This window comes from Chryseobacterium ginsenosidimutans, from assembly GCF_024807225.1.
In the GTDB taxonomy this organism is placed as follows: domain Bacteria; phylum Bacteroidota; class Bacteroidia; order Flavobacteriales; family Weeksellaceae; genus Chryseobacterium; species Chryseobacterium ginsenosidimutans.
This window is the reverse complement of the sequence record NZ_JANUCO010000001.1, coordinates 551,557-574,400: the sequence shown is the minus strand read 5'-3', so window position 1 is coordinate 574,400 and position 22,844 is coordinate 551,557. Positions and strand designations below refer to the sequence as shown.

Sequence of the window (22,844 nt, the reverse complement as noted above, 5' to 3'; positions counted from 1 at the left end):
AAAAGTTAAAATTATTTAATTAAGAAATTGAATTTATCCATATTCTTAAGCGCAATACCTGTCCCTCGAACTACAGCTCTCAACGGATCTTCTGCAACAAATACAGGAAGACCGGTTTTTTTGTGTAATCTGTCTGCAAGACCTCTCAATAATGCACCACCACCAGCAAGATAAATACCTGTTTTATAAATATCAGCAGCCAATTCCGGAGGTGTAAGAGAAAGAGTTTCCATTACGGCATCTTCAATTCTGATGATAGATTTGTCTAATGCACGTGCGATCTCTTTGTATCCAACCATGATTTCTTTTGGCTTACCCGTGATAAGGTCTCTACCTTGTACAGGGATGTCTTCAATGTCAACGTCAAGATCTTCAACTGCAGAACCTACTTCGATTTTAATTCTCTCGGCAGTTCTTTCTCCAATATATAAATTATGGTGAGTTCTTAAGAAATAAGCAATATCGTTTGTAAATACGTCACCTGCAATTTTCACAGATTTGTCGCAAACAATACCTCCCAAAGCAACCACAGCAATTTCGGTAGTACCACCACCTATATCGATGATCATGTTACCTTCAGGTTTCTGTACATCAATTCCAACTCCGATTGCAGCAGCCATTGGTTCGTAAATCAAACGAACTTCTTTAGCGTTTACTTTTTGAGCAGAATCTCTTACCGCTCTTTTTTCAACCTCTGTAATTCCGGAAGGAATACAGATCACAATTCTCAAAGCAGGCTGAATGAATTTACCTTTAATTCCAGGAATTAATTTGATAAATTCTTTAATCATGTGCTCAGAAGCATGGAAATCTGCAATTACCCCATCTTTCAACGGTCGAATCGTTTTAATATCCTCGTGAGTTTTACCCTGCATATGTTTTGCCTGCTCACCTACAGCAATCGGTCTACCCGTAGAACGTTCAATCGCAACAATTGACGGCTGATCTATAACAATTTTATTATTATGGATGATAAGCGTGTTGGCAGTACCAAGGTCTATCGCAATCTCTTGCGTAAACATATCGAATAAACTCATACTTTTTTACTTCTGATTTTTTAAAGAGTTACAAAGATATAAATTTAAGACTACTAAAGAAATTCCGCGAGCATATAATTTGGTTAAAATTTTATTAAATTTTATAATCGCTTATTAAGTTTCACATGAAGTATTTACAGACCTTAATTTCAACCAGATTTAAGATTATTACAGGTTTAAAGCCATGAAACAGAGCATCAAAGTTTTATCGTTTGAAAAAAATGTAAAACTTTGAAATTTAAATCACCCATAAGTCTTAAAAACGTTAACATAAAAATCAAAATTTCACTTTCTGCAATCCTATAAATCTTATTTAGAACCATCCCAAAATAGTTTTTTACGATAATTATCATATACATTTTCAAAAAACGGTTCACTAAAAAAAACGTAAATTTGCCCCGCTTATGTTACAGTATTCCAACATACATCAAACGTCTAATTTTTCCGTACTTTCTATAAGCTTTGAAAAAGCTGACGTAGAGACGAGGGGTAAATTTGCCTTCTTTGATGAAAATATCAAAAATTTTGTCACCCGAATTCATGATGAAGATTTAGGAGACGCATTTGTGGTTTCTACCTGTAACAGAACCGAAATCTACACCACCTCCCCCAATTACCTTCTGGTTGCCGAAGAATATTGCAAAACCATCGGAGTGAATTTGATGGATTTTCTTCAGTTTGCAAATATCCTGACAAAGGAAGAAGCTTTGATCCATTTGTTCAGAGTAGCGGCAGGATTGGAAAGTCAGATTATTGGTGATTTTGAAATTATCGGGCAGATCAAAAAAGCATACGCAAGATTCAAAAAAGAAAGACAAAATTCTAATCCTTATCTGGAAAGAGCGATAAACTCTGCGATTCAGATTTCAAAAAGGATTAAAAATGAGACAGGAATTTCCAACGGAGCAGCTTCCGTTTCTTATGCCGCTGTTCATTATATTTTAAATAATCAAAAAAGAATTGCCGAAAAAAACATTCTTTTGTTGGGAGTTGGCGAAATTGGTCAAAATACCGTTGAAAATCTGGTAAAACATGTTTTTCAACCAAAAATTAAAATTGCCAACCGAACGCAGGAAACAGCAGCAAAAATTTCTGAAAAATATAATATTCCCCACATCGATTATGCTGATTTTGATAAGGAATTAAGCAATACCGATATTTTAATCGTGGCAACCGGAGCAAAACACCCGATCGTTAACAAATCGCATTTCCCGAACGGAAAAGAAACGTTGGTGATCGACCTTTCGATTCCGCATAATGTTGAAAAAGATGTTACGGAAAACGAAAACGTAACCCTCATCGATGTTGATGAACTGTCTAAACAGATTCAGGAGACCATTCAGCAGAGAGAAAAGGAAATTCCGAAAGCTGAAAAAATCATCAAGGAAATGGCCAAAGAGTTCCTTGAATGGGAAAAAAAGAGAAAACTGGCTCCAAACATCCATCATTTCAAAGCGGTTTTAAAGAATATGGAACGCAACGAAATGCACAATTTTTACAGAAAAAATAAATACATAAACATCACGGACATGGAACTTTCCGATAAAATGATTCAGAAAATCACCAACCGTTTTGCAAAATATATCATCGATAATCCGTTAAAAGCCGAAGAAATTAGTAAATTAATGCACGAAATATTAGTTGAACAACCAAACAACGAATTCAATGAAAAGCATTAGAATCGGAACCAGAAATTCCGCCCTTGCACTTTGGCAGGCGAGAGAAGTGGAGAGACATCTTCAAAACAGCAATTATTTAACGGAAATCGTTCCTATCGTATCTTCAGGCGATAAAAATCTTACTCAGCCGCTTTATGCTTTAGGAATCACGGGAGTTTTCACCAAAGATCTTGATGTCGCCTTATTAAATGACGAGATCGATATTGCAGTGCATTCTTTAAAAGATGTACCGACCAATCTTCCGGAAAACCTGGAGATCATTGCTTATCTGGAGAGAGATTTTCCTCAGGACGTTTTAATCCGAAAAGAATCTTCAAAAGATAAAGAATTCCACGAACTGAAATTGGCAACAAGCAGTTTAAGAAGAAGAGCATTTTGGTTAAAAAATTATCCGAATGCAGAATTTTCTGATATTCGCGGAAATATTCAGACTCGTCTTCAAAAACTGGAAGACGGAGATTTTGACGCTACTATTTTATCTTTAGCCGGAATCAAAAGAATGAAAATGGATATTGATTATGAAATGCTTCCGTTTTTAATTCCAGCTCCGTCGCAAGGTGTAATTGCCGTGGCGGGACATTCTGACAAAAAAGAAATCAACGAAATTCTTAGTTTAATCAATCACAAACAGACCCAAATCTGTGTAGAAATGGAAAGAAGCTTCCTGAATACGCTGGAAGGCGGTTGTACTGCACCCATTGGAGCCTTTGCTGAGATTTTTGAAGATCAAGTTCGTTTCAGAGCAGGTCTTTGTTCATTAGATGGCAAAAACTGCATCTCTACTGATGAAAGTTTTGTCTATAATGAAGAAGAAAATTTTGGGAAGAAGTTTGCAAAAGCTGTCCTTGAAAATGGCGGAAAAGAATTGATGGCAGAAATTAAAAATCAGATGTAATTTGATTCTGAATTTCCGGGCAATGAAAAAGTATCTATCCATCCTTCTCATTATACTTTGTGTTTTTACTTCAAAAGCACAAAATCAGTTTGCCCAAAAATTATCTGATGCGGCTTTAAGTTTAACAAAGGACAAGGTAACTTACGATCCCGCTTATTTCACCTTAAAATATCCGAACGGAGATGTTCCTGCGGACAAAGGAGTTTGTACCGATGTCGTGATTAGAGCCTACAGAAAATTGGGAATCGATCTTCAAAAAGAAGTGCATGAAGATATGGCTAAAAATTTTTCAAAATATCCTAAAACTTGGAGTTTGAAAAAACCTGATACAAATATCGATCATCGCAGAGTTCCGAACCTCAGAGTTTTCTTCGCCAGATTCGGAAAATCAAAATCTATCGAAACCAAGCCGGAACTTTATCTTCCCGGAGATATTGTGACGTGGCTTCTGCCAGGAAATCTGACGCACATCGGAATTGTTGTCAACAAAAAATCTGCCGACGGAAAAAGATATTTAATTGTACATAATATCGGAGGAGGACAGGTTCTCGAAGATTGTTTGTTTAAATTTACCATCACAGGACATTATCAGTATCAGAAATAAGGCGTATGAAGAATATTATTTGCTTTTTGCTTGTATTGATAGTAGGTTTTGTGACAGCACAGAAAAACGAACCTAAAATAATTATCAAGCCTATCAGTTATTCTGCGGAAAGAATTCGTTTAAGTTTAGAATATTTAAAAGAACATCACGGGTTGGTGCAAAAAACGCCGACGATTGTTCCTAAAATGATCGTTCTTCATTACACGGCGGGCGGAACTGTGGAAAGCAATTTTAAATATTTTAATAAAACCAATCTTGAAAGCGCTAGAAACACGTTAAAAAAGCAAAGTACATTAAATGTTTCTTCACAGTTTATCATAGACAGAGACGGAACGATTTATCAGCTGATGGAACCCAATACATTCGCAAGACACACGATCGGATTGAATTATTGCGCCATCGGAATTGAAAATATCGGGAGCCAAAAAGAACCGCTTACGGAAAAACAAATTGCAGCCAATGCACAATTGGTAAGATATTTAACCCAGAAATATAAAATAGAATATCTCATCGGTCATTCGGAATATGGAGTTTTTAGAAATTCTAAATTATGGAAAGAATCTGACCCGAATTATTTCACAGCAAAAGAAGATCCGGGAAAAGATTTCATGAATAAAGTAAGGCTTCAAGTCGCCGATTTACATTTAAAAGACAAACCTTAATGAAGATTTTATTTACCAAAAACATAGATCCAACAATTATATCCAAAGAATTAGGAGAGGATATTTTGGTTGACTGTGTTGAGGTAATTAAGACAGATTCTATAAAGACAAAGCCATTCGACCTGAAAAATTCTTCATTGATTTTCACAAGCGTGAATGGAGTGATTTCTTTTTTTAAAAATGGTTTTAAGCCGAATGAAGATTTCACCGCAAAGAATTACAACAAAATCTATTGCGTCGGCGAAAAAACAAAACGCGAAGTAAGAAAACATGGTTTCGGAACTTTTAAAGTATTGAAAAACGCGGAAACCCTTTCAAAATTCATTACAAATCATTGTCAGCACGAGAAATTCGTACACTTTTGCGGAAATTTAGCGATAAGTGTTTTAGATAATGACCTTCCTTTGCAAAATATTCAGTATAAAAAAATTACGGTTTACAACACTTCGGAAATCAATCCCGTGATAACTGAAAAATATCATGCCGCTGTTTTTTTTAGTCCGAGTGGAGTTCGTAGTTTTGCAAATCAAAATTCTTTTCAGGATATGATGCTTTTTTCGATCGGTGAAACGACTTCTAATGAGATGAGAAAACATACAAAATCTGAAATTTTTACAAGTAAAAAAAGTACTTTAGCAAACCTGTTGTCGGTAATCAGAGATATTTTAAAGGATAATAATCCTTAAACCATCGACTAAAAACCAACAACGATCAACTAAAAATTATGATTAAGAACGACCTATATTTAAAAGCACTTCGCGGAGAAACCGTAGAAAGACCGCCAGTTTGGATGATGAGACAAGCCGGAAGATATTTGCCGGAATTCATTGCGTTACGAGACAAATATGATTTCTTTACAAGATGTCAGACTCCGGAATTGGCTTCTGAAATCACTGTACAGCCCATCAGAAGATATCCTTTGGATGCAGCGATTTTGTTTTCTGATATTTTGGTAGTTCCTCAAGCGATGGGAATTGATTTTAAAATGAAGGAATCTGTTGGACCTTGGCTAGACGAACCCATCAGAACTGCAGAACAAGTTGATAATGTAGTTGTTCCGGATGTGAATGAAACTTTAGGGTACGTTTTTGATGCTATCGAACTCACTTTAATCAAATTAGACAACGAGATTCCGTTGATCGGTTTTGCCGGTTCGCCTTGGACGATTTTCTGTTATTGTATAGAAGGAAAAGGATCCAAAGATTTTAATATGGCAAAATCATTTTGCTTTCTTCAGCCAGAAGCGGCGCACAAATTGTTACAAAAAATCACAGATACAACGATTGCTTATTTGAAGAGAAAAGTTGAAAAAGGCGTTTCTGCCGTTCAGGTTTTCGATTCTTGGGGCGGAATGCTTTCTCCGGCTGATTATCAGGAGTTCTCTTGGCAATATATCAATCAAATTGTTGAAGCTTTAAGCCCGTTGACGCACGTTGTGGTTTTCGGAAAAGGATGTTGGTTTGCATTGGAAGACATGGTTCAATCTCCGGTTTCAGCTTTGGGTGTTGACTGGACAATTAAACCTGAGTTTGCAAGAACATTGACGAATCACACGATGACGCTTCAAGGGAACTTCGATCCTGCAAGATTACATTCGACTCCTGAAACGATTAAAAAAATGGTTACAGAAATGATTAACCGTTTTGGAAAAGACAGATATATTGCGAATTTAGGACACGGAATTCTGCCTAATATTCCTTTGGAAAATGCGGAAGCGTTTATCCGAGCGGTGGTGGATTGGAAACCTAATAATTAATTATTTATTTAATTTCCCACAGATTTCACTGATTGACACAGATTAATTATGCTTGTCATTCCGTTGGAATCTAGACTTAGAATTTAAATATTATTTTACAAAATACGTTGTTGAGATTCCTACGGAATGACAAACTTATCGTAAACTTTGTGTAAAATTTTAGTTCAAATAAAAAAACAAAATCCCTTTCAGCAATTGAAGGGGATTTTTAATTTTAAAATATTTTTTATACATTTGATTATCAAATATTTCTAAAAATGGATATTCAAACTAGAAAATTAGAGTTCATACAAGCTTTCCTCAAACTTCAGAGTGAGGAAGCCATCGCTCAGTTTGAAAAACTCCTGAAGAATACCAAAAATATTGACGTTGAAAATAAATTTGAGCCATTTTCTATTGAAGAAATGAATGACAGAATTTCAAAATCTGAAGAAGATTTCAAAAATAAAAAATTCAAAACCACTTCCGAATTACTTTCAAAATATTAAAAGACAAAGAAAATCATTACATCAAAATTGCTGATGTTTTTGACACAAGGCAAAATCCAGAAAAGATAGACAGAGAAAAATAAAACTCCCTTCCAACAATTGAAAGGGAGTTTGTTATGAGTAAATTAATTTAATAATTAGTTGACTTCCGTAATGAAATCTTCTTTAGATTTTCTCACTTTCGTAAGGTTCACCAACCAGTCGTTTGAAGAATCTCTGTAACCGATTGGCAGCAATAGAACGCTTTTCAGACCTTTTTCTTTTAAGTTTAAGATTTCGTCAACCGCTTCAGGTGAAAAACCTTCCATTGGGGTAGAATCCACTTCTTCGAATGCTGCTGCAATAATTGCCGCTCCGAAAGAAATATAAGCCTGTTTTGCTGCGTGTGTGAAGTTTTCTTCTGCTGATCTTTGAGGATAAGTACCCAACAACATTTGTCTGTAATTTTCCCAGCCTTCATTTTTGAAACCTCTGATATCATTCGTCAAATCAAACATATTGTTGATTCTTTCTTCCGTATAATTATCCCAAGCTGCAAAAACCAAAAGGTGCGAACAATCTGTAACCTGCGGCTGATTCCAAGCATTTGGTTTGATTTGTTCTTTGATTTCCTGATTCGTCACCACGATGATTTCGAAAGGCTGAAGACCGCTTGAAGTTGGTGCTAATCTTGCCGCTTCTAATATTTTATCCACTTTTTCCTGTGGTACTTTTTGACCGTTCATTGCTTTGGTAGCAAATCTCCAGTTCAATTTTTCAATTAATTCCATAGATTAAATTTTGACCGAACAAAATTAGCAGATGTTCTCCAAATAGTAATCACAGATTTTCAAATTTGACGTATCGTTAATATCTATTATTGATAAATTAAAGAATATTATCCCGAAAAATCATCCAGCATATTTCTCGTAGGAACAAAGAAAAGTGTTCCCGTAACTGCTGTACTGAAATCCAGAATTCTATCGTAATTCCCAACAGGATCGCCGATAAACATATTCGTCAGCATTTTTTTAGTGGTAGAAAAACTACTTGCATAAGAAATAAAATAAGTCCCAAATTCTCCCATAGAAGGGTTTCCGAAAGGCATATTGTCTCTTACAATTTTCAGATCGTCGCCGATATTTGCTAATGCGATGTGCGAATTCGTCGGTTTTACATCATCCGACATTTCGATGTCATTTTCTTTCGATCTTCCGATTACTTTTTCCTGATCTTCGGTTGAAAGGCTTCTCCACGTATTCATATTATGAAGATATTTTTGAGTAAAAAGATAACTTCCACCTTTATATTGCAAATCTTCATCACCGATTTTAGCGAAAAAATCTCTGTCTTCATTGTGTGGATTTTCCGTTCCGTCTACAAAACCGAGAATCGAACGGTCGTCCCAATATTTAAAACCATGAATCTCCAGAATACCTTCTCCAACCGGCGTTAATAATTTTGAAATCTCAATCGCCATATCGAAAATAATGCTTTGATTATCTGCTCTTAAATGAAAATGCAAATCTCCTGATGTGGAAACTGCGGTATGTTTTTCGCCTTTAATTTCTTCAAAATTCACCAATTCCTTTGGAAGCGGAGTCGGAAGATTTAAAATATCCCAAGCATTGTAACCGATTCCCATCACGCAACTTGCTCTGCTGTCGGGAAATCTGTTGAAAACGGAATTATTAAGATTCAAAACCAAAGCACACAATTGCTGGAAAACCTCTTTTAATTTTGGATCATCGACCAATCTCCAAACCATGAAAATCGTATTGCTGTTCGGATAATCGGTGACATTTTGAGATTCAATATTCATCATTATTAGTTTTTAATTTGAATTAAACAGCTTCAGTCGGTTGAGAAACCTGATCTGCAAAATATTGCTCCAAATCTTTCAATGTTTCAGGATTCGTCTGAATATCTTTTACCAATTGTCCTTTATTCACAACAACAATTCTATTACAAACTTCTGTCGTATGTGAAAGATCGTGACTCGAAATAAGGAAAGTTACGCCGTCTTGTTTTGATAATTCTTTAATTAAATTTTTCAGTTTAATCTGCGTCGAAGGATCCAGGTTCGCAAAAGGTTCATCCAAAATAATGATTTCAGGATTTCCGATGATTGCACCGATAATTCCTACTTTTTTCTGATTTCCTTTTGAAAGATCACGCACATATTTCCCGGAATTTAAAATTTCTCCGTTAAAAAGATCATGAAATTGTTTTAAAAATTCATCAACAGAAGCTTTATTCTGTCCTCTTAATTCTCCGATAAAATAGAAATATTCTTCGGGTGTTAAATATCCAATTAAAAAAGAATCATCAACAAAAGCAGAAACTTTGTTTTTCCATGCTTCAGATTCGTTTACTTTAATTCCTTCAATGCTTACAAAACCAGTCGTTGGTTGAATCAGATCAAGCATCAAGCTGAAAAGCGTTGTTTTTCCTGCGCCGTTGTTTCCGACAAGACCGAAAGTTTCGCCATTGGGGATTTCAAGGTTTTCTATATTTAAAACGGTTGCTTTACCGTATGTTTTTGATAAATTATTAATCGTAATCATATTAATCTTTGTTTTTGAATGCTTCTAGTGTACTGTATTTTTCTACCTTATAGTGTTTTACGATGATATCGAAGATCTTTTCTCTTAATAAAAACCCTATCGACCCCAAAATCGCAATACTGATAACTCCTGCCGTGATATTAAAGAAGTGTTGCATCAATGCGAAAACCACCATCGGTACAAACATTTTCGGAATCAATAACAGCAATGATTTCATATTAAAACTATTTTTCTGCCCGAATCTTTTTTCCTTCGCATTAAGATCGATCTGCGTCTTGTTGAAAGCTCCCGACCAAAGCGTAAACTGAGAATTAACGCCGATATTGTAAATTCCTGCCGCCAGAAAAGTGACATACATTTCCCATCCGAAATAGGCATAACACGCTGCAATAACCATGGACGCGGCTGTCACAATATTCATCAGCCACCATTTTGCCTTTAAATATTCTTTATACGGAACATTCAGCGTCATCATTAAAGGATAATAAGAACTGTCGAAAGCCGGAACTCTCTGCCCAAACATAAACTGGAAACCTCCCGTTACAAATAATCCCATAAACATAATCATTGCAGGCGTTTTGTAGATCGAAGAAGTAAACATGAGCATTCCGTAAAAAAGAAACATAAAACTTCCCAGCAAAATACCTTTGGTTACTTTATTTCTTCTCAACATTTTAATATCATTGTTGATGAATGTTCCGATAGCTCCGTATTTATTTAAGAAAGCGATATTTTCAGTTTTTCCGACCGCTTTTTTCGCTTCCAGACCTTCATCAAGATAAAATACTTTTTGAATATGTTTAAAGCAAATCCACCATAAAGCCGAAAACAAAGCAACGGAAATTAAGGCTAAGTAAGGCTTGTCAAAAAAAACATAGAAAAATACCTGTGAATAAGATAATGTCGGTAAAATATTGTAATACGTCAAACCTGCAACTGCAGCAAAAACGCATCCGACAACAATCGCGACTATTTCTTTATCGTTAAAAAGTATATTGATGAAATTATTAAGATAAAACAACAGCGAAACCCCGATAAACCATCCCAAAATACTTACAAAACTATATCCGTTGAATAACGCAATTCCGGAAAACGTAATAAAGAATATTGAATTCAGCCAACTGAAAGCCGACAGAAAAGTCTTGCTCAGCATATAATTGACCAATGTTTTCTTAGGAATATTTAAAGTAAGAAAAGGCTTGATATTCTGTGTCGGCATTTCCTGCCACAGATATTTGAGGATCAAATCGACCGCCCAAAGTATAATTAAAAATTTAGAAACAATTTTTAAAGGATCTTGATGCATCTCTTCCTGAATGTAGTAAAATGCAGCAAATGCACCTCCCGCCAAACACAGCATAAAATAAAGAATCCCGATAAAACGAAGAATCTTCATCGCAAGATTAATCCCCAAAGAACTGCCACGAAAAAAACTTTTGAACTCTAATCTCAGGAATTTTAAAAACATAGTTTACTTTTTTACATTAGTAAATATATGGCTTAAATTGTTACAGAATTTTATTTAAAAGCTTAGACTATTTAAATTTTATTCAAACATTTTAAAAAGCAATACTAATTTTTTAACGCAAAGCTTTAATTCAATATTAATCTAATTGAAGTGAGCAAAGATGAATCAACAAGTTGATTTGATGAAGCGCTGTTTTCATGCTTTGCGAAGCAAATTTTATTGGCCTTTGTTTTCTAAAATAATACAGAATATAAATATAATCTTTGCATTAAAAATAATAAAAGACTTCCGAGTCATCAGAAGTCCTACTATATTTTAATTGATTAAATTTACCCTATCAACTCTTTCGCCTGCGCCAAAGCCGCTTCCGTGATCTTACTTCCTGAAAGCAATTGAGCAATTTCGTTGAGTTTTTCTTCGTCGTTTAAAGCAATAATCGTCGATTGCGTTTTTCCAGAAATATCTTGTTTTACAACTTTGTAATTATTATTTCCTTTTGCGGCAACCTGTGCTAAGTGAGAAATCACGATAAGCTGCATATCTGTTGACATTTCGCGCATCAGGTTTCCTATTTCTTCGGCTACTTTTCCGGAAACTCCGGTATCGATTTCGTCTAAAATTAATGTCGGAAGTTCATCGCTTTCTGCAATAATTTTTTTCACCGCCAACATCACTCTCGATCTTTCACCACCAGAAATTGCGGTCTGAATCGGTTTTAAAGGAAAACCTGAATTCGCCTGAAATAAAAGCTGAATATTTTCTTTTCCGAATTGATTGAAATCTGCAGAATCCTGCAATTCAATATCAACTTTGGCTTTTTCCAAGCCTAATTTTTTAAGCAATTCCTCCGCTTTTTTAATGAAAACGGGAACGCTTTTCTTTCTGTTCTTTGAAAGTTTTTCGGCAAGAGACTGAAGTGTTTTTTCTTTTTTAGAAATTTTTTCTTCGATTTCAGCAATATTTTCTTCCAATTCGGAAGCGCCTTTTTGATCGCCCGATAGTTGATCTCTGATTTCTCTTAAATCATTAATATCAGAAACATTATGCTTCACAAACAGATTGTTGATTCTGCTATTTAATTCAATTAATAATGCTAAGTTTTCAGGATTAATTTCAATTTTTTCGGCTTCATTTTCAAGCTCGGAAATAATATCTTTTAATTCCACAAAAGAGGTTTCCAATCTCTCATCAAGCTCTGAAAAGCCGTTGGAGACTTCTGCTATTTTTGATAATTTATTTTTAGCTTCATTAAAGAAAGACAAAATCCCGATTTCTTCCTGATGAAATCTCGCCAAAACCTGTGCAAGATTCTCAGAAATCATTTCAGCATTTTCCTGAACAGAAAGCTGGTTTTGAAGTTCTTCATAATGAATATCATCCAGTTTCAGTTCTTCCAGCTCATTCAGCAAAAATTCTTTATAATCACCTTCTTTTCTGCTTTCAGAAAGCTGTGTCTGAAGCTTTTTAAGCTGAGTTTTTAAACTTTGAAAGTCAAAAAAATCGTTTTGATAGTCTTCAACAAGAGTTTTATTTTCAGAAAGTCCATCAATAATTTTAAACTGATATTCTGAAGTAAAAAGATTGGACGTTTCAAACTGAGAATGAATATCGATCAGCTTTGAAGACAGCTCTCTCAAAATATCCAAAGTCACCGGAACGTCATTAATAAACGCTCTCGATTTTCCGGAAGGCAAAATTTCCCTGCGAATGATCGTCTGATGTTCATAATCAAGATCATTTTCGATGAAGAATTTTTTGAACTGATTATTTAAAGAAAATTCTGTTTCTACGATGCTTTTTTCTTCTGCTTTCGAAATAGATTTCACATCTGCTCTCTCTCCCAAGATCAGTCGCAAAGCACCTAAAATAATAGATTTTCCCGCACCGGTTTCCCCAGTGATTACTTGTAAACCGTTGTGCAGCGATACTTCAAGCGTATCAATCAGGGCAAAGTTTTTAATATAAATTCTCGACAGCATTGATAATAGCGATTATTTAGCCATTGCAAATATAGAACTTTAGATTTCAGAATTCAAGTTAAGATTATTGTTTCCACTTGCTCCATCTGGCATCCGTATTTTTGGGAGAAAGAACCGTCATTTCCTGCTTTAAATCTCCTAACACAAGTCCTCCATTATCTCCGGAATTGAAAATATTAAATATTTCATCCGCTTTGGCATCTATATAAATATTGAAAAAATACGCCTGTTGGAAAGAATTTTCGTATTGTTTCAGTTGCATTAAGGCATCAAAAATAACTTTTTTCGCAGCAGCCTGATCTTGGTTAAATAAGTTATCCAAACCTGCTCTGTGATACGAATATATCGATGCACGAAGCTGGCTCCAGCTCGGGCTCATAATTTCTTTGATTAAAATAGAACGGCTTCTTGGTTCACTGATCTGCTTCCAACCGTCATAAACAGTCTGAGATTCACCATTCTGAGCAATTTGCTGAGCTTTCTGAAACCATTGTGTTCCCGCCATCGACTGGAAACTGTCTGCATCGGTTCCTAAAATCACATAGACATAAAAACTTATAACATCGATAAGGTTTTTCCCCGAAAACTGTCTTTCGTTAAATATAAGATTCTCATTTTCAACATAATCAAAAGAAAATCTTGTATCCTGAAGATTAACGATCGGAGACTCATACGTTGTATTAAAAACCGGGCGAACCGCCTGAACGACAATTTTTCCTGAAAATCTATTCCCTTCTCTTGAATCAATAACAATCGCAAAATTTGATTTTATCTTTTCAAAATTCTGTAGTCTTTTTCCTGTCCAGCTTGTATTGTTGATGAAATCTCTGAGACTTTTTTCCAACGCTTTGTAAGCGGATTGGTTACTTCCTCCCAATTGCTGGGAATTTACCTGAACCGTAGCCAGTAATTCCTGAGAAAAGCTAAGATTGAATAAAAACAGAAGTAAAAATATGCTTAAAATTTTTTTCATTTTCTATTAAAAATTGAGAACGGAAATTTATTAAAATTATTTTAAAAGTTGAGACTCAACAAAATCCAAAATATCTTTTGCGACATCATCTTTAGATTTCAGGTTGAATTCCTTCTTTTCCGTTGGGGTAAATATTTTTATTTTATTGGTATCATTTTTAAAACCTGCACCTTCATCACGAAGCGAATTTAGCACGATCATATCAAGATTTTTCTTGGCTAATTTTCCTTTTGCATTTTCTTCCTCATTTTGAGTTTCCAACGCAAAACCTACCAAAAACTGATGGGTTTTCTTTTCGCCCATTGTTTTAAGAATATCTGGATTTTTAACCAGTTCGATCGTTAAATTATCATCATTCTTTTTAATTTTTTCTTTGGCAACTTCTTTCGGAGCGTAATCTGCTACTGCTGCACTTGCAATTCCGATGTCTATTGTATCATAAAATTCAAAAACTTTAGATAACATTTCTTTTGCTGAAGTCACTTTATGTAAAGTAACGTTTTTATCGTCAATAACTTGCGAACTCGGTCCGGAAATTAAAATAACTTTCGCACCTCTCTTTGAAGCCTCTTCTGCCAAAGAAAACCCCATCTTTCCTGAAGAATGATTCCCGATAAATCTTACGGGATCAATGGCTTCATAAGTAGGTCCGGCTGTGATTAAAATAGTTTTTCCGGCTAACGTTTTTTCGATATTTGAATTAAAGAAATCTTCGACCGTCTTAGCAATAGTTCCCGGTTCCGACATTCTGCCCTGCCCGATCAATCCACTTGCCAATTCTCCATTTTCTGCAGGAATAATAATATGTCCGAAACTTTCTGCCTGTTCCAAATTTTTCTTTGTGGAAGGATGCACATACATATCCAAATCCATTGCAGGAGCGATAAACACAGGACATTTCGCCGACATATACGTTGCGATAACCAGATTATTGCACATCCCATGAACCATCTTCGACAACGTATTTGCCGTACAAGGCGCAACAACCATTACATCTGCCCACAAAGCCATTTCCACATGACTGTTCCAGGTTCCGTTGTCGCTGTAAAACTCTGTATAGACAGGCTTTTTAGACAAAGTAGAAATGCTCAGTTTGGTTACAAAATGTTCTGCATCAGGAGTCATAATCACCTGAACTTCCGCTCCTTTCTTCACAAAATCTCTGATCAGAAAATGTACTTTGTAGGCTGCAATTCCTCCAGAAATCGCAATGAGAATTTTTTTCCCGGAAAGACTCATTTAGTTTTAATTTTTTAAGAATACTAAATTACTTATTTTTTCTCACAAACTGTTTAAACAACAAAGGTCATAAAGAAAAGATTTCCTTTATGACCTTCATATATAAAAAACACGAATGTTTTTATTTTCTTTCTTCAGTCTTTCTGAAGTATACGTCTCCGTTTAACCATTCTTCGATAGCAATAGAAGTTGGTTTTGGAAGTTTTTCGTAATGTTTAGAGATTTCAATTTGCTCTCTGTTTTCGAAAACTTCTTCTAATGTAGAATTATGAACAGCGAATTCATCAAGCTTATTGTGCAATTCTGTACGAATTTCTGCATTGATCTGCTCTGCTCTTTTCCCCATGATAACAATCGCTTCGTAGATTGAACCCACTTTGTCCTCAATCTTGTCCTTATCGTAAGTAATAGTATTTACTTCTGCTTTTGTATCTTTTACACTCATTTTGAGAATATTAATTTTAATTAAGTTCGCAAATTTACGAATTATCTTTGAATCTTGAAAGTCGCCGCCGGCGGAGGTGTGTTAATTGCCGCACTGTCCCTCTGGATCTGCACTGCTTTCTTCTCAGCATCGATCTGATCTTTCATCTGCTGCTCCGTTTTGTTCTTTTCTGCAACTTGGGCAACCTGTTTTTTCTGTCTTTCAGTTAAAACTGCAATTCTTGCTTCTGTTTCTTTTTTAACCACAACAAAATCTTTCTTTTCTTTTTCAAGTTTTTGTCTGATATCCAAAGCTGTTTTTGCTACGTCTGTATTGGGCATTTCTTTTTCTACCTGTCTTGTAAATGCTAAAGCACTTTCAATACGCTCATCTTTAAGATCATATACAGATTTCGTTGCCAATTCGTAACGAGATTTTACGATATAATCATAAATTTTCGGACGAAGTTTCGTACTTGGGAAATCATCCAATACGTTTTCTAATGCCGTATTTGCAGCTTTGTATTCACCCATGCTGAAATATTGTCTTGCATTTTCATACGCTTTGAATTCCAGCTTATAAGACAACTCATCAACTAAAGTATTGATATTTTTAGATCTTTCAGAATTAGGGTAATTATTCAAGAAATCCTGAAGCTCATTGATTGCCGATTGTGTCGTAGACTGATCCAGGTTATAGTCCATAGATCCTTCATAATAACATAAAGCCGACATGTATGAAGCCTCTTCTTTTCTCTTATCCTGAGGAAAACTTATTGCAAAATTTTTAAATTGATTTCCTGCTAATCTAAAATTTTTGTCATAATAATTTGCATACGCAGAATTGAAAACTACATTCGGAGCATCATCTGTTCCTGCAACAAGATTTGGAAGCCTGTCATAAAGTGCCAAAGCATTTTTCCATTTCTTTTTAGCAAAACTTTCATTGGCAGTTTTTAAAATGAGGTTCTTATCCGCACTTTTCATTGCTCTTTCCTGCTTACTTACGCACGATGCTACTACCGCTACAGCAAAAATACCTAAAATATATTTTTTCATATAAAAAATTCAACAGTTTTCGGATTACACGGCCGATTTACTAATTTGCAAAAATATAACTTTTTTATCAATACATTTTTTTTTATGATTATTTAACGTAATTTTAGTCTGCAGCGTATCCCAAAATTGCAAAAACGCTCATTAAAAGATTCATTCTTACTTTTTTTTCGGCTTCTTTCGAATAGGTTTCTTCGTTTTTATTCGGAACATACAATTCATAAAAATTTCTGTTGCGGATAACAAATAATGTAGAGCCAATAATCGTTGTCAGAATATCTTCAGGTTTTGGAGTAAACGTAAAAACTCCGGAAGCCACGCCTTTTTTTATAACATCATCTAATTTTTTGACAAATAACTGATAAAAATCGAGCAGCTCATCTTTCAAATTTTCTGTGTGACGAAGTTCCTGAGTGACAAACCCGTGAAAATAATTATACTTAAATAACTGAGCAACAATATATTTAATAATTTCTTTCAGCTGCATTTCGGGTTTTCCGTCTTTGATGGTATCAGCAAATTCTGAAAAATTTTCTCTGGTTTTCAATACTCTGTACTGATACAGATAAGACATCATTTTTTCTTTGGAACCAAAATAATAAGAGATCATCGCGACGTTGATATTCGCTTTGGAACAGATGTCTCTCACGGATGTGCCTTCGTAGCCTTTTTTTGCAATGAGCTCTTCGGCAATGTCTAAAATATGGATTTGTTTTTCTGTAAATTTTTTCTTCATGCAGTGACTTTGAGTAAAGTTAAGAAATTTTTAACAGATTTATAAACGTTCGTTTAAGAAATTTACATTAATTCTAAATTAATAGTACTTTTGAAAATGCAATTTTTCGATTTTCATCATCATAAAAAAAATATCTCGTACGGAATCTACAATCTCGATTTGGAAAGCTGTCCGGAAGATTTTCCCTATTCCATCGGGATTCATCCGAAAGATATTGATGTTAACAATATTGAAAATCAATTCGATTGGTTGCGTTCAAATGTTACAGAAAATTGTTTTGCGATTGGAGAATGCGGTTTAGATTCTATTGTAAAGACTGATCTTAAAATTCAGGGGGAAATTTTTTTAAAACAGATTAAAATTGCCAATGAATTAAAAAAACCGATCATTATTCATTGTGTAAGAAAATTTTATGAAGTGATTTCTTTTAAAAAACATGCGGAACAGCCGATGATTATTCATGGTTTTAATAAAAAAGAGAACATTGCAAAAGACCTGCTTAAAAATAATTTTTATCTGAGTTTTGGAAAAGCGGTTTTGTATAATTTATCTTTGCAAAATACTTTGAAAAGTACTCCTTTAGACAAGATATTTTTAGAAACGGACAATGAAGATTTCAATATCGAAGAATTGTATCAGAAAGTTTCGGAAATAAAGGGAATTTCTTTGGAAAATTTAAACAAACAAATTTTAGAAAATTTAGAGACGATAAAAAATGGATAAATACTGGTTGGAAAGAACGGAACTTCTGGTAAAGGAAGAAGGGTTGGAAAAATTGAATAAAGCGACGGTTTTGGTTGTCGGTTTGGGTGGAGTCGGTTCTTTTGCAGCCGAATTTCTGGCAAGAGCCGGAGTTGGAACGATGACGATTGTAGACGGCGACACCGTTGATATCACCAACATTAACAGACAGTTACCCGCTTTACGCTCCACCGTTGGAAAACATAAAGTAGAAGTTGTTGCCGAAAGACTTTTAGATATTAATCCGGATCTTAATTTAACCAAAATCAATGAGTTTCTAAATCCCGAAAGAATGGATGAAGTTCTGGATTCTGCAAAATTCGACTATGTTTTGGATTGTATCGACAGTGTGACTCCAAAGTTGAGTTTAATTATTGCTGCTAAAAGAAGAAGGATAAAAATCGTAAGCTCAATGGGAGCCGGCGGAAAAACCGACCCAAGCAAAGTGATGGTAAGAGACATCAGCAAAACAGAACATTGCCACCTTGCAAGACAGGTAAGAAAAAGGCTTAAAAAAGTGAAAATCGATAAAGGTGTTCGTTGTGTTTTTGCCAATGATATTCAGGATGAAGACAGCCTGAAAATGACCGACGGAACCAATTACAAAAGATCTTTCTACGGAACGATAAGCTATATGCCTGCCATTTTCGGATTGTACACGGCTTCTGAAGTGATTAATCATTTACTGGAAAAAGAAGATTAAAATATTCCCACAAATTTCACAGATTAGCACAGATGATTATGTTTAATTTTTCCGTGTAAATCTGTGAAGTCTGTGGAAGAAAGTTAAAATAAGACTATATTTACACTCCGTAAATGACAAATTTCAAATATCCCAGAGCCGAAAAACTCAAAAAAAATACAGAGATCTCTTTACTTTTCGAAAAAGGTAAATGGAGAACGAGTGGGAATTTGAGAATTATTATCCTTAAAAACAAACCTGCAACCCCTGTTGAAAGCACAAAATTCGCCGTTGCAGTTTCTAAAAAATATTTCAAAAAAGCGGTTCACAGAAATCGTATCAAAAGGCTTTTGCGCGAATGTTACCGACTGAATAAAGACCTGTTTACAGAAGCTTTCGGAGATAAAACAGCGGCAATGCTTTTTTGGGCTTCTCCGGAAATGCCGGAAAAATTTCAAGATGTGGAAGCACAATTTATTAAATTTTGTCAGGCTCAGAAAAAACCTTAATTTTTTTTTCGATTAATGAAATCTTTTAAATAAGACGCAAAAATCTGTGGATATTTGTGGAAATCTGTCGTTGAAATTTTTCTCTCGCTGATTTTTCTTTTTTCCCACGGATTTCACGGATTTGCACAGATGTTTGAAAATATTTTCTTGATAGTTTTTGAGAGAATTTATGAGAATATAAATTTTTGTAACTTTAGGGAAAACAATAAATCTGAAAATCAAAATGTTAGACAATCTTCCCTATTTACCTTATCTACTGAGTGCATTTATCGGCATTGGTTTGGCTGCAGCAAGCGGTTTCAGGGTATTTCTACCGATGTTTGCCGTGAGCTTGGCTTCATACCTCCACTGGATTCCGATGAATGAGAGCTTTGAATGGCTTGCCGGACTTCCGACACTCATTACCACAGGAATTGCAACGATCGTGGAAATTTTAGCCTATTACCTGCCTTTTATCGATCATCTATTGGACACTATTGCTGTTCCGATGGCGACAATTGCGGGTTCGGTATTATTTGCAAGTCAGTTTGCAGATTTGGGAACATTCCCGCAATGGGCTTTAGCATTGATTGCAGGTGGTGGAACGGCAGCAACGATAAGCTCAGGGTTTGCAGGACTTCGGGCAGCTTCCACCGCAACAACAGGTGGATTGGGAAATTCTGTCGTCGGAACAGCCGAAACAGCCGGAGCAGGAATTATGGCTATTTTAGCAATGGTAGCTCCTCTTATTGCAGCGATTTGCGCCATTGGTGTTGTTGTATTAATGATATTCTTCGGTAGAAAAATATGGCGAAAATTCAGGAAGAAAAAGGATGTAATTAATCAGATTTAATAAAAAACGGGCGGAAAAAATTTCCGCCCGTTTCTATTTTATTTTCTTAGTATAATTTCCAAATACGATTCCTAAAGGACCGAGTATCGGAAAAAGAATTAATGCGAGATAAGGTAAAATACCCGATTTTGTTTTAAATAAAATCATGATCGCTGAAATATATAATACAATTATTGCAATCGCAGCAAACAGTATTTGAAAGGGTGTAATTGATAATAAATTCATATACTTTATCCTTTAGTTCTAAAATCTTTTATTTCCTGAATTTTTCCTTCAAAATATTCTTTCTTTTCGGGAATTTTTTTGATCAGGGTTTCGAATGCTTTAATGGCTTTTGTATATAATTTCTGTTCGAAATAAAGATTCGCCAAAGTTTCTGTCATTAAGTGCGAAATATCATCGTTTTTCTCTTTCACCACAAATGAAACTTCATCTTTCAGCTGACTGATTCTGGGATTCGTTTCAATAAAGTTTTCAATAACCTTATTTTTTAACTCTATCTTTTCCTTCGGAACTTCTTCTACTTCTTCAACATCATCGGTTTCTGTCGATTTTAAGCCAACTTTGCCATGTATTGATAAATCCCGGAATATTACTATTAATGGAATTCGTAACTGTTTTCTGAACCGGATTTTCTTTAATCTCCTCCTTAATTTCCACTTTCTCCTCTTCTTTTTTCGACTCTGCTACATTCCATTTTAAAATATCTGCTCCAAAGAAAGATACATTCATCACCCTACCGTTTTCTCTGTTTTCATCAACAGATTTTGGTGTTTCTTCATCGTTTTGTTCTTCATCCGACTCATCAACTTCTTTTATCCTATCTAAAAAGCCTTTTCTTTTTTGAGTTTCCGTTTGAGAAACTTCTATTTTTTGAGCTTTATCATCTACTTTTGGCTGAGGAATTTCCACAGGTTTATGAAGCAAAGAATCAGGCACATTTGATTCCAGAGACATTGGTTTCCAAGCAGATTTTATGTCTGTTGGTTCTTCTGAAATCTGTTCTGCTTGCGGTGCTTCAACTGTTTCAATCTGAACTTCTTCAGTTGAGCTTTCTTCGTTACTCTCTTCTTTAACTTCAGGTTCAGTTGGCTTCACCTCAAAACTTTGAGTTTCCGCAAAACTGATATCATGACTTGTATTTTCGGGCTCTTCTTCTTTATTTTTTTCTGAAACAGCCTTTTCTTTCATTTTTTTCTCAACCTCTTCAATCAAACGACGCATTTCATCTTCGTGCTTATTGATGATTGATTGAGGAGTTTCAGATAAAGCTTCTTCCGAATTATTCACTTGAATTTTCACTTCCGGCAAGAAAGATTCCATACCGTGGAAACTTAATTCTGATTCATCCTGAACAGATTTTTCTTCTTTTTCGGATGAAATCTGATCTTCATTAATGATTTTTTCAGGAGTAAATTCTGCTGTCTTATTTGTATCTGAATTTTCAGATTTATCAACAACAGTTTCAGATTCTGCAACCTCTTCTTGAACTTCATTTCCAGCATCTTCAATCTCAGTATCCAAAGATTCTGTTTCATGGAAACTTACGTCTGATTTATTTAGAATTTCTTCTTTTTCAGGTTCAGAAGTTATTTTTTCTTCTTCAATAACTGTTTCGGAGGTGAATTCTGCTGTTTCCTCTGTTTTATTTAAACCTAAATTTTCTGATTCATCAACAACAGTTTTAGATTCTGTAACCTCTTCTTGAACTTCATCACCCGCATTTTCAATCTCATCATCCAAAGATTCTGTTTCATGAAAACTTACGTCTGATTCATTTAGAATTTCTTCTTTTTCAGGTTCAGAAGTTATTTTTTCTTCTTCAATAACTGTTTCGGGAGTGAATTCTTGAATTTCGTCAACAACTTCCGCCTCTTTATTTTCAGTTGGAGTTTCTTCTTCCTGAATATTCTCTTCTGCGTTAATCGGTTCTTGCTTTTTCTCAATTTTTTGAGTAACGATAGATCCGGATTCTAGTGTTGATTCAAGATCAATTCTTTCAACATCCTCATCATCAAGGAAGTTTTCTTCACCCTCAAATAAAATTCTGTTGCGCTCTCCATCTACATACAGATGTTTAATTTCTTGCTTTGGAGCCGGAAGAATATAGTTTTCCAGCTTTCTTTCAGGAACTTTCTCTTTAGGTTCTTCCAAAATTTCAGGCTGAACCTCCGCAACAGGAACTTCTTCTCTTTTAATCGGAAAACCTGAAGCTTTCGATTTTTGTAAAAGTGAAAGCGGATTTTCTTTAGGAATACTCTTTTCCTTCACCATTTCAGGCTTTATTTCCGGCTTTGGTCGCTCCTGAATTTTACCGTTAATTAATTGATATAAAATCTTCTTATCCGTCGTATAAGCAGCCGTTGTAGAAAGCACCTTCTGATAATTGTCTCTATCATACAAATGCACTCCATACAAATATAAAGCTCTGATATTCTGAACATAGGGAAAAGAATTAATTTCCTCTTTCAGAAGATCAATATCCTCTGATTGAATGTTTTTTGGGGTCTTTAATAATTCTAAAACTCTATGATTCATC

Annotated in this window: 24 protein-coding genes; 11 read left to right on the top strand and 13 right to left on the bottom strand. The window is 34.9% G+C overall.

Annotated elements, in window-relative coordinates:
• Window positions 1-11 precede the first annotated feature (11 nt).
• Window positions 12-1,037 carry a rod shape-determining protein gene (locus tag J3D55_RS02840; RefSeq protein WP_047399129.1) on the bottom strand — a complete coding sequence of 342 codons (1,026 nt, stop codon included), beginning with the start codon at window positions 1,035-1,037 and terminating at the stop codon, window positions 12-14.
• A gap of 404 nt (window positions 1,038-1,441) precedes the next feature.
• Between J3D55_RS02840 and hemA the strand changes: the two genes are divergently transcribed.
• The 7 genes from hemA (at window position 1,442) to J3D55_RS02805 (ending at window position 7,121) form a co-directional block, all read left to right on the top strand.
• On the top strand, window positions 1,442-2,716 hold the full coding sequence (hemA, locus tag J3D55_RS02835) for a glutamyl-tRNA reductase (RefSeq protein ID WP_259127810.1): 1,275 nt from the start codon (window positions 1,442-1,444) through the stop codon (window positions 2,714-2,716).
• Window positions 2,703-3,611 (top strand): hydroxymethylbilane synthase, encoded by a 909-nt coding sequence (hemC, locus tag J3D55_RS02830; protein ID WP_259127809.1) that lies wholly within the window; start codon window positions 2,703-2,705, stop codon window positions 3,609-3,611. The genes hemA and hemC overlap by 14 nt, the downstream gene beginning before the upstream one ends.
• A 22-nt stretch (window positions 3,612-3,633) precedes the next feature.
• The gene (locus J3D55_RS02825; RefSeq protein WP_259127808.1) at window positions 3,634-4,215 is read left to right on the top strand and encodes a DUF1287 domain-containing protein; all 582 of its coding nucleotides are present in this window, start codon (window positions 3,634-3,636) and stop codon (window positions 4,213-4,215) included.
• A gap of 5 nt (window positions 4,216-4,220) precedes the next feature.
• Window positions 4,221-4,877 (top strand): peptidoglycan recognition protein family protein, encoded by a 657-nt coding sequence (locus tag J3D55_RS02820; RefSeq protein WP_259127807.1) that lies wholly within the window; start codon window positions 4,221-4,223, stop codon window positions 4,875-4,877.
• A complete protein-coding gene (locus J3D55_RS02815) occupies window positions 4,877-5,563 on the top strand; it encodes a uroporphyrinogen-III synthase (RefSeq protein ID WP_259127806.1) in 687 nt (228 codons plus the stop codon). The genes J3D55_RS02820 and J3D55_RS02815 overlap by 1 nt, the downstream gene beginning before the upstream one ends.
• Window positions 5,564-5,601: 38 nt before the next feature.
• Entirely contained in the window at window positions 5,602-6,633 is a 1,032-nt protein-coding gene (gene hemE / locus J3D55_RS02810) for a uroporphyrinogen decarboxylase (protein ID WP_259127805.1), read from the top strand.
• A 257-nt stretch (window positions 6,634-6,890) separates the two neighbouring features.
• Complete coding sequence (locus J3D55_RS02805; RefSeq protein WP_259127804.1) at window positions 6,891-7,121, top strand: hypothetical protein; 231 nt, start codon at window positions 6,891-6,893, stop codon at window positions 7,119-7,121.
• Window positions 7,122-7,258: 137 nt separating this feature from the next.
• Here the strand turns inward: J3D55_RS02805 and J3D55_RS02800 are convergent, their stop codons facing one another.
• From J3D55_RS02800 to J3D55_RS02755, 10 genes are all read right to left on the bottom strand, one after another.
• Entirely contained in the window at window positions 7,259-7,891 is a 633-nt protein-coding gene (locus J3D55_RS02800; protein ID WP_259127802.1) for an NAD(P)H-dependent oxidoreductase, read from the bottom strand.
• 107 nt (window positions 7,892-7,998) lie between these two features.
• A complete protein-coding gene (locus J3D55_RS02795; protein WP_259135009.1) occupies window positions 7,999-8,922 on the bottom strand; it encodes a Dyp-type peroxidase in 924 nt (307 codons plus the stop codon).
• 22 nt (window positions 8,923-8,944) lie between these two features.
• Window positions 8,945-9,667 (bottom strand): ABC transporter ATP-binding protein, encoded by a 723-nt coding sequence (locus J3D55_RS02790; protein ID WP_259127800.1) that lies wholly within the window; start codon window positions 9,665-9,667, stop codon window positions 8,945-8,947.
• A gap of 1 nt (window position 9,668) precedes the next feature.
• Window positions 9,669-11,135 (bottom strand): DUF5687 family protein, encoded by a 1,467-nt coding sequence (locus J3D55_RS02785; RefSeq protein ID WP_259127798.1) that lies wholly within the window; start codon window positions 11,133-11,135, stop codon window positions 9,669-9,671.
• A gap of 329 nt (window positions 11,136-11,464) precedes the next feature.
• Window positions 11,465-13,114, bottom strand: coding sequence for a DNA repair protein RecN (locus J3D55_RS02780; protein WP_259127797.1), 1,650 nt, complete (start codon window positions 13,112-13,114; stop codon window positions 11,465-11,467).
• 64 nt (window positions 13,115-13,178) lie between these two features.
• Entirely contained in the window at window positions 13,179-14,087 is a 909-nt protein-coding gene (gene porD, locus J3D55_RS02775; RefSeq protein ID WP_259127795.1) for a type IX secretion system protein PorD, read from the bottom strand.
• 36 nt (window positions 14,088-14,123) lie between these two features.
• Complete coding sequence (gene coaBC, locus J3D55_RS02770; protein ID WP_259127793.1) at window positions 14,124-15,326, bottom strand: bifunctional phosphopantothenoylcysteine decarboxylase/phosphopantothenate--cysteine ligase CoaBC; 1,203 nt, start codon at window positions 15,324-15,326, stop codon at window positions 14,124-14,126.
• A 121-nt stretch (window positions 15,327-15,447) separates the two neighbouring features.
• On the bottom strand, window positions 15,448-15,771 hold the full coding sequence (locus J3D55_RS02765) for a DNA-directed RNA polymerase subunit omega (RefSeq protein ID WP_029298198.1): 324 nt from the start codon (window positions 15,769-15,771) through the stop codon (window positions 15,448-15,450).
• A gap of 41 nt (window positions 15,772-15,812) precedes the next feature.
• A complete protein-coding gene (locus tag J3D55_RS02760; protein ID WP_259127788.1) occupies window positions 15,813-16,808 on the bottom strand; it encodes an outer membrane protein assembly factor BamD in 996 nt (331 codons plus the stop codon).
• A 103-nt stretch (window positions 16,809-16,911) separates the two neighbouring features.
• On the bottom strand, window positions 16,912-17,541 hold the full coding sequence (locus J3D55_RS02755) for a TetR/AcrR family transcriptional regulator (RefSeq protein WP_047399110.1): 630 nt from the start codon (window positions 17,539-17,541) through the stop codon (window positions 16,912-16,914).
• Between the two features lie 96 nt (window positions 17,542-17,637).
• Between J3D55_RS02755 and J3D55_RS02750 the strand changes: the two genes are divergently transcribed.
• The 4 genes from J3D55_RS02750 (at window position 17,638) to J3D55_RS02735 (ending at window position 20,305) form a co-directional block, all read left to right on the top strand.
• Entirely contained in the window at window positions 17,638-18,264 is a 627-nt protein-coding gene (locus J3D55_RS02750; protein WP_259127786.1) for a TatD family hydrolase, read from the top strand.
• A complete protein-coding gene (locus J3D55_RS02745) occupies window positions 18,257-18,985 on the top strand; it encodes a tRNA threonylcarbamoyladenosine dehydratase (RefSeq protein WP_259127784.1) in 729 nt (242 codons plus the stop codon). Before J3D55_RS02750 ends, J3D55_RS02745 begins: the two co-directional genes overlap by 8 nt.
• Before the next feature lie 113 nt (window positions 18,986-19,098).
• A complete protein-coding gene (rnpA, locus tag J3D55_RS02740) occupies window positions 19,099-19,473 on the top strand; it encodes a ribonuclease P protein component (protein ID WP_259127783.1) in 375 nt (124 codons plus the stop codon).
• A 223-nt stretch (window positions 19,474-19,696) separates the two neighbouring features.
• Window positions 19,697-20,305, top strand: a complete 609-nt coding sequence (locus J3D55_RS02735) for a DUF4126 domain-containing protein (protein ID WP_259127781.1) — start codon at window positions 19,697-19,699, stop codon at window positions 20,303-20,305.
• A 230-nt stretch (window positions 20,306-20,535) separates the two neighbouring features.
• Here the strand turns inward: J3D55_RS02735 and J3D55_RS02730 are convergent, their stop codons facing one another.
• Complete coding sequence (locus J3D55_RS02730; protein WP_259127780.1) at window positions 20,536-20,721, bottom strand: hypothetical protein; 186 nt, start codon at window positions 20,719-20,721, stop codon at window positions 20,536-20,538.
• Window positions 20,722-20,839: 118 nt separating this feature from the next.
• The gene (locus J3D55_RS02725; RefSeq protein ID WP_259127778.1) at window positions 20,840-22,843 is read right to left on the bottom strand and encodes a DUF8458 domain-containing protein; all 2,004 of its coding nucleotides are present in this window, start codon (window positions 22,841-22,843) and stop codon (window positions 20,840-20,842) included.
• Window position 22,844: the final 1 nt, after the last annotated feature.

Bases quoted from the DNA above. Each gene is read 5' to 3' on its own strand.
- J3D55_RS02840 (WP_047399129.1), bottom strand. From the start codon at position 1,037: ATGAGTTTATTCGATATGTTTACGCAAGAGATTGCGATAGACCTTGGT.
- hemA (WP_259127810.1), top strand. From the start codon at position 1,442: ATGTTACAGTATTCCAACATACATCAAACGTCTAATTTTTCCGTACTT.
- hemC (WP_259127809.1), top strand. From the start codon at position 2,703: ATGAAAAGCATTAGAATCGGAACCAGAAATTCCGCCCTTGCACTTTGG.
- J3D55_RS02825 (WP_259127808.1), top strand. From the start codon at position 3,634: ATGAAAAAGTATCTATCCATCCTTCTCATTATACTTTGTGTTTTTACT.
- J3D55_RS02820 (WP_259127807.1), top strand. From the start codon at position 4,221: ATGAAGAATATTATTTGCTTTTTGCTTGTATTGATAGTAGGTTTTGTG.
- J3D55_RS02815 (WP_259127806.1), top strand. From the start codon at position 4,877: ATGAAGATTTTATTTACCAAAAACATAGATCCAACAATTATATCCAAA.
- hemE (WP_259127805.1), top strand. From the start codon at position 5,602: ATGATTAAGAACGACCTATATTTAAAAGCACTTCGCGGAGAAACCGTA.
- J3D55_RS02805 (WP_259127804.1), top strand. From the start codon at position 6,891: ATGGATATTCAAACTAGAAAATTAGAGTTCATACAAGCTTTCCTCAAA.
- J3D55_RS02800 (WP_259127802.1), bottom strand. From the start codon at position 7,891: ATGGAATTAATTGAAAAATTGAACTGGAGATTTGCTACCAAAGCAATG.
- J3D55_RS02795 (WP_259135009.1), bottom strand. From the start codon at position 8,922: ATGAATATTGAATCTCAAAATGTCACCGATTATCCGAACAGCAATACG.
- J3D55_RS02790 (WP_259127800.1), bottom strand. From the start codon at position 9,667: ATGATTACGATTAATAATTTATCAAAAACATACGGTAAAGCAACCGTT.
- J3D55_RS02785 (WP_259127798.1), bottom strand. From the start codon at position 11,135: ATGTTTTTAAAATTCCTGAGATTAGAGTTCAAAAGTTTTTTTCGTGGC.
- J3D55_RS02780 (WP_259127797.1), bottom strand. From the start codon at position 13,114: ATGCTGTCGAGAATTTATATTAAAAACTTTGCCCTGATTGATACGCTT.
- porD (WP_259127795.1), bottom strand. From the start codon at position 14,087: ATGAAAAAAATTTTAAGCATATTTTTACTTCTGTTTTTATTCAATCTT.
- coaBC (WP_259127793.1), bottom strand. From the start codon at position 15,326: ATGAGTCTTTCCGGGAAAAAAATTCTCATTGCGATTTCTGGAGGAATT.
- J3D55_RS02765 (WP_029298198.1), bottom strand. From the start codon at position 15,771: ATGAGTGTAAAAGATACAAAAGCAGAAGTAAATACTATTACTTACGAT.
- J3D55_RS02760 (WP_259127788.1), bottom strand. From the start codon at position 16,808: ATGAAAAAATATATTTTAGGTATTTTTGCTGTAGCGGTAGTAGCATCG.
- J3D55_RS02755 (WP_047399110.1), bottom strand. From the start codon at position 17,541: ATGAAGAAAAAATTTACAGAAAAACAAATCCATATTTTAGACATTGCC.
- J3D55_RS02750 (WP_259127786.1), top strand. From the start codon at position 17,638: ATGCAATTTTTCGATTTTCATCATCATAAAAAAAATATCTCGTACGGA.
- J3D55_RS02745 (WP_259127784.1), top strand. From the start codon at position 18,257: ATGGATAAATACTGGTTGGAAAGAACGGAACTTCTGGTAAAGGAAGAA.
- rnpA (WP_259127783.1), top strand. From the start codon at position 19,099: ATGACAAATTTCAAATATCCCAGAGCCGAAAAACTCAAAAAAAATACA.
- J3D55_RS02735 (WP_259127781.1), top strand. From the start codon at position 19,697: ATGTTAGACAATCTTCCCTATTTACCTTATCTACTGAGTGCATTTATC.
- J3D55_RS02725 (WP_259127778.1), bottom strand. From the start codon at position 22,843: ATGAATCATAGAGTTTTAGAATTATTAAAGACCCCAAAAAACATTCAA.